The organism is Rodentibacter mrazii (assembly GCF_001998825.1).
Classification (GTDB): domain Bacteria; phylum Pseudomonadota; class Gammaproteobacteria; order Enterobacterales; family Pasteurellaceae; genus Rodentibacter; species Rodentibacter mrazii.
In genome coordinates this window covers 1-6,208 of the sequence record NZ_MLHG01000101.1, presented here as the reverse complement: position 1 = coordinate 6,208, position 6,208 = coordinate 1, and the positions used below count along the sequence as shown (strand labels likewise).

3 protein-coding genes and 1 pseudogene are annotated in these 6,208 nt (G+C 35.9%); 2 read left to right on the top strand and 2 right to left on the bottom strand.

The genetic code is table 11. The features are described from left to right. Window positions 1-59: 59 nt before the first annotated feature. A pseudogene (locus BKK47_RS11570) lies at window positions 60-482 on the top strand (hypothetical protein); the annotation flags it as partial. A gap of 216 nt (window positions 483-698) precedes the next feature. Continuing rightward, window positions 699-1,214: an Hcp family type VI secretion system effector gene (locus BKK47_RS11565; RefSeq protein WP_077494975.1), complete on the top strand. Its 516-nt coding sequence runs from the start codon at window positions 699-701 to the stop codon at window positions 1,212-1,214. A 147-nt stretch (window positions 1,215-1,361) separates the two neighbouring features. Here the strand turns inward: BKK47_RS11565 and tssM are convergent, their stop codons facing one another. Both tssM and BKK47_RS11555 read right to left on the bottom strand, forming a co-directional pair. Beyond that, window positions 1,362-5,051 carry a type VI secretion system membrane subunit TssM gene (gene tssM, locus BKK47_RS11560; RefSeq protein WP_077494974.1) on the bottom strand — a complete coding sequence of 1,230 codons (3,690 nt, stop codon included), beginning with the start codon at window positions 5,049-5,051 and terminating at the stop codon, window positions 1,362-1,364. Then, a partial coding sequence (locus BKK47_RS11555) for a type VI secretion system domain-containing protein (protein ID WP_143529629.1) occupies window positions 5,048-6,208 on the bottom strand: 1,161 nt, incomplete at its 5' end. The genes BKK47_RS11555 and tssM, both read right to left, overlap by 4 nt.

Sequence of the window (6,208 nt, the reverse complement as noted above, 5' to 3'; positions counted from 1 at the left end):
GATTTTAACCGCACTTTTAAAGTGCGGTCGTTTTTTAGCAGGTTTTATTTCTTTGCACTCAACAACACCCTTGGGGCGGGGAATATTTGCATTCTTTTGCTATCAGCATTCGGGAAGAACAGAATATGCAGCAATCCCACCATTATTTAGGCGTGTATCCTTCCATCACATCCAAACAAAGTATTGATATTTTACACGCTATCCGTGCCTACTTAACGGAAGACGACCCGGCGTTTTTAAAACATATCAAGCGCCGTTTCAGCGTATGGCACTACATCGCGACTGTACCGTTTTGTAACGCTTTTGCTATTCCCGTCCCCTTCAAACGTGCCAAAGCCGATGCCGCCATTGAAAAAGCCTTGGCGGAATGGAATAAGAAAACCCCGAACCAAAAACAAAGCTGGTTTAACGAGATACGCGGTCATCAGAAAATCATCAATGAAAAGCACAAGAAGGAAGATTTAGATAATGTGGTGGAATAAAACAATTAAGATCAAGGCAAAAGTGCGGTAAGTTTTTAGTGTTTTAAAACTAGATTTTGAAATAGGATTATTTATTTCCCCCTTTTTCTATCCAATATCTTTAAATTTACTTATTTTGATGAAAATTTAATGTTAAAGAGCGTTTAATTTGATATAGTTAAACCTGTCTATCAAGGACAATAACTGTTTAATCTTTAAAGTCATTAGGAGAATTTTATGCCTACACCAGCATTTATTTCCATTGAAGGTAGCAATCAAGGGAAAATTACAGCAGGCGCATTTACCGAAGATTCTGTCGGTAATGTTTATGTTGAAGGTCATGAAGATGAAATCATGGCACAAGCAATTAGCCATATCGTAACTGTTCCAACCGATCCTCAGTCAGGTCAACCATCCGGTCAACGTGTTCACAAAGCATTTAAATTCACTTGTTCATTAAATAAAGCTGTGCCATTAATGTATAATGCTTTAGCTTCTGGTGAAATGTTACCTAAAGTTGAAGTAACTTGGTATCGTACTTCTATTGATGGTCGTCAAGAAGAATTCTTCTCTACTGTATTAGAAGATGCTGTAATCGTAGATATGAACTTAGTAATGCCAAATGCGCAAGACCCAAGTAATGCTCCATATACTCAGTTGTTAGAAGTAAGTATGAGCTATCGTAAAATTAACTGGGATCACACCATCGCTGGTACATCAGGTTCCGATGACTGGCGTAGACCACAAGTTTAATTTTATTAAGCAATTAAAAAAGCTAAATAGTTATCTATTTAGCTTTTTTGTTTTAAAAATTAAACGGGTTGCATTACTTCTCTCTTTAATAAGGATATAAAAAGGAGAAACTAATACCATTTCTCCCTTAACTAAGATTATTTACTCCTATAAATCGTTATCTTCAGGTAACTCTAATGGTTCCTCATAAATATCCGTGGGTTCTAATAACCCTTTCGTTTCTTTTTCAGGATCAAGTAATTTAGATGGTAACCTAAAACCACTTAACATATTACCAAAGAAAGGATTTGTGCCGTTTTCAACAGTTAAACGATAATTAATAGCTCCACCATTTAATTTAAACGAGAGATCAACTGACTGTCCGTTAACTTTCTTCGATGCCATATCAAGCACTCTGAATAAAGACCAATCTCCAGTACGACGTAATGTAGATGAATCTCCCATTGAAGAAATCAAAGTTAGACTGGTTTCGACATCTTGACGTGTTGTATTTGGCCAAATCAATCGGCTCTCTGATGGCGCTTCGTGGCTATACTTCAGTAGCTGACCATCAATGTTAAATGTTGATGCGGTAAACTTTCCTGAAAGCCCCAATGGTTTCAAACTAAATGAAATACTTAGATTACCGGATGAATCAAAATAGTTCCTTTGAATATCTTGCAAGTCTTGAAGTGCGGTTAGAACTTCGGAAGAAACCACGCTTTCACCATTCACCACGGAAAGTTCTGCATTATCTTCTAAGAAGAATTTCAAATAATCATTATAAAAACGTTGTACACGTCCATTTGGTCCAAAGAACTCCCGGAAATCATCTAATGAGATACTTTGTGTTGCTTTGCGATTCAATGGATAACGGTTCGCAATTCTATTTTGATAGAAGCTGTAAACATTACGAGTCCATAATGTATTGATTTCACTCAATGCTGTTTTTAATTCTAATGACCATGCCTCATCAGCAACTCTATTTAACTGAATAGATAATGGTTCTGCCATTTCATTTGCCAAACGTCTTAAATCAATGGTTGGATTTGTGCGCTCCAAATTCAATTCAGCCATTATTGCTTTTAATGCTGTTTGTGATGGCTCTGGCGATTTTTGAATCGTTTGCATATAAAACTTAAGCTCAGACAATTTTTTGATTACATCATCAAAATGTGGTTGGCTATCTGTGGATGCTTTTAATTCATTTGTCAATGGTGAAAAATGTTGTGTAATCTGCAAAGATGCCATCTGATTTGCGGTTGCAACATTCGCATTTTCATTTGCTTTTTCGACATTAACATCTGACAAGCTTGGATAAATATCACTGTTTTTGTCCACTAAATTGACCATTTTTTGCAATGGTTTTTCGTTACCGGTCAATGCTTCTAATACATCTACCGCATGACGAAGATCCACAAAATGTATAATTTCAAGATTATTCAATGCATCTTGCCAGGTTTGAATATAATCTGCGATATAACGTTCACGAATTTCATCAGATAAATTTGCCAAATCTTCTTTAGAATAATGCATTGTTTGTTGTTTACCGAGAACCCAAGCATCAATTGCAGCTAATTGCAATAAATCTTGTGCTTTTGGATCATAAAAATCTTTATATGCCCAATCGGTAAAGAGTGGACTGATTAAGGTACCAGACCAGCTAACATTCTTATCTTTAAAGAATGACTTAGGATCTTCTGCCGTTAAATCAGTTTTAAAAATTGTACTAAATGCTGATCCAATTTCGGCTTTGAGATCTGTTGCGGGTTGTAACTCTGTGTTTGCCAAAATTTTAAAATTTTGATAGACACGATCTGCCAACGGTAACTTACTATATTCCTGTTGTTTTTCCGCTATTTTCTTATCAAACATACTTAAATCCGGATCAACATACTTCATTGCGTAAGTAAAATGAGCCATTAATTGACGCTGAATATCAGGGTTCTTAGGATAATTTTTCTGTAAATATTTGCTCATCCACTGCTCAGGAATTTTAACTTTACGATTTGCCATGTCATCAATCATACGATAAACACGTAATAACTCTAGACCTTCATTGCTGTCTTCCGGCAAGGCATCCATTTGCTCAATCAACCCCATCGCAATTTCAGGTAAAAAACGTTCGCCAAGAAACTTTTTATAAGCCTCGCTTATTTTTTCACCAACTTTTTTACCCTGATATAAACCGAAATCTTCAATGACAGGTAATGCTTTTTCGTAATCTCCATAACCGTATGTAGCTTGACGTAGAACATTTAATGGCTTTAATAAATTACGCCCTGTCGGATCCATAGACTGACTTATATTCATCTGACGGAAATCATCGGTTAATTTAAGAACCTTCACTGAAGCGGTTTTATTTTGATAAAAATAATTTTGCCATGTTGCTAATAAACAAATACCACAAACAGCAATACTCACAGCACCTAAGATAAATTTACGTTTATTTCGACGAATTTCTTTCTCATTATCACTTACCAGACCGGCTTCAGGATAAATAATATTTTGGAAGAAGTTATAGGTGAAATAGGTTCGCTGGCCCCTCTCAGGTAAATAACTTGGCACAACATGAGGTAAATCAAACTGCTTAGAAATAGCAGCCTGATAGAAATCAATTGGTATACCTTGTTGAAAGATTGAAGAAAAATAGACACCTCGCACATAAGGTGTTGTTGTGAAGCGATCACTTTCTAATACATCACTAATAAATTGAAGTAAAATATTTTTCATTCCGCCTAGTTGACGGGCATACATATAAAGTGATTCACGATCTTCTTGAGAAATTATCCCTGCAAGTCGATCAAAAATAATTTCTTCAACCTCTTTGACGAAAGCTGCATAACTATCGGCAAACTCTTTTGTCCAATTATCAATTTGTTCATCTGTATTTAATGTAAAGGAGAAACCTAAATTTTCATGGCGTTCGGCTTGGTCAAGATCATTATAAAATGTTTCAAAACCCTCAATAAGATCAGATTTATTAAGTACAACATACACTGGTACTCTGGCACCAAATTGCTCAGTAACTTCACGGATTCGATTACGTAATATCACAGCCAACGCTTGTCTATCGCTATGATTTGAAGCTATAAGTTTGGAAAGATCAAGGACTAAGATAATCCCATTAATCGGACGCTGCGGGCGAACATCACCGATCCAATCAAGTAAATGCTTCCATAAACCTTTTGCTATTTTTCCATCTGGATCTTGCGCTGAACCTAATTGTTGAACCATTCCGCCTTCAGGATCGAGTAAAATAGCATCGTCACTCGCCCACCAGTCAATCTGGTACATGGTATGCTCACGCATATAGCGCTTAGACGTTCTTTCAACCGCAGTTAAAGTAAATTTTTGATTAGAGCGGTTAATAAAGCTGGTTTTTCCAGATTCATGAGAACCAATTACCATATACCAAGGTAGCTGGTAGATATAGTCCTTATCAGATAAATGTTCTTTTAAGGACTCAGCCATTAGTTCAAGACTATCATCTTGATCCTTAATATAAGGCAGAATAATATCTTTCTCTTCCTGCTCTTTTTCTAATTCATTTTTTTCTTTACGCAAACGCGCATTTTTTAACTGGAGCTTTAAAATTGCAATAATTGCCAAAGTCAACAAAACAACAACTGTTGCAATAATTCTACTTCCTATCCCCACTTGTTTTGCAAGTCCATAATCCCAACCGTCTTCGTTCGATATTCCTGAAAAACTCCACGAAGTTCCATAAGTCCAAATTCCGACAAAAAGAATGATTAGCCCAAGTACAAAAAGTACGGGATATGAATTTCTAAGATGAGAAAAAATTGGACGAGTAAATTGGCGAAAAAGTCCCAATATTTGGTTCAAGTAGTTCATTCATTATCCTTTAATAATTTATCTCTTAAGTGCTCTAATTGAGTAAAGAAATCACCATCCCACTCTTCTACAGTATATTTTCTGGAGCTATCAATTAATTCTGAAAGCTCATTTATCACAATTGTTAGCATATCTTCTTTTAAAAAGAAACGTATCTTTTCAAATCGCAAGTAATGACGCGAACGAGCGTCAGTAGCTAATTTTAGTTGTTCATCAATTAATCTTAATACCGATATAAACCCACCTGACGAATAACATTCATCAAAATTACTTGTTAAATCCCCAACAGAAGATATTTTAGTTGATACGTTCGTTGTAGTCTCATTACTCAGCCAGTTTAATACTGTTTCATTAAGGAACGCTTCCCCGTTTTGGAATTTAGCAGAATTAAACATTGGAAATTTATTAACAAACTGCTTTGTCACATTCCTTATTGCCTCTGCTGCGGCATTAAACTTTAAAGCGGAACAACATGTTGCGGATAAATAGCTACCTTCAATCCAATATGGACTTGTTGTAACCGTTTTTTCAATACGTCCTAATAATTCCGTACTCGGAGAAAACATAACTTGTTCTCGATAATCACTTACCTTATCCATAGGAACTGATTGCATCATTGTATTCCCTTGCTCATTCATTGCCGGTAGCTGTGTGATGCCATGCCACAGTCCAAACCGACGACTGACGTAACCTAGTGTAGATGAGGGATCAAGCAAAGAAGTACTATCTGCAACTTGAAAATAAAACTGTTTTAATTGACGAGCATTAGTCAAATCCACTCCATCTACATCAGGAAGATTTAACACATTATGAATCATTATGTTATTTTGAGCTGACGAACCGACATTTCTTTCTGCTTGCGATAAATGCTGAGGTGAGATTGACCCTTTGCTATCTGAAAATATTTTCTCCTCTGAATCTGACCGCTCTTTTACAAAACGTTGTAAACGGTTAAAAATAGATTCCGCATTAGAAACGTATTCAGATAATTGGGAAATAAGTTCGTTAGTAAATGCGATAAGTTTCTCGCCTTCTACTTGAGAAAATCTTGTATTAAGATTATTGGCGATTGCATTATCAATCCTCTCTAAAATAGCTGAAATTGATTTTTCTTTAAAGCGATTAACTGTATTATCTTTTGCAGGCTTAGGATATGC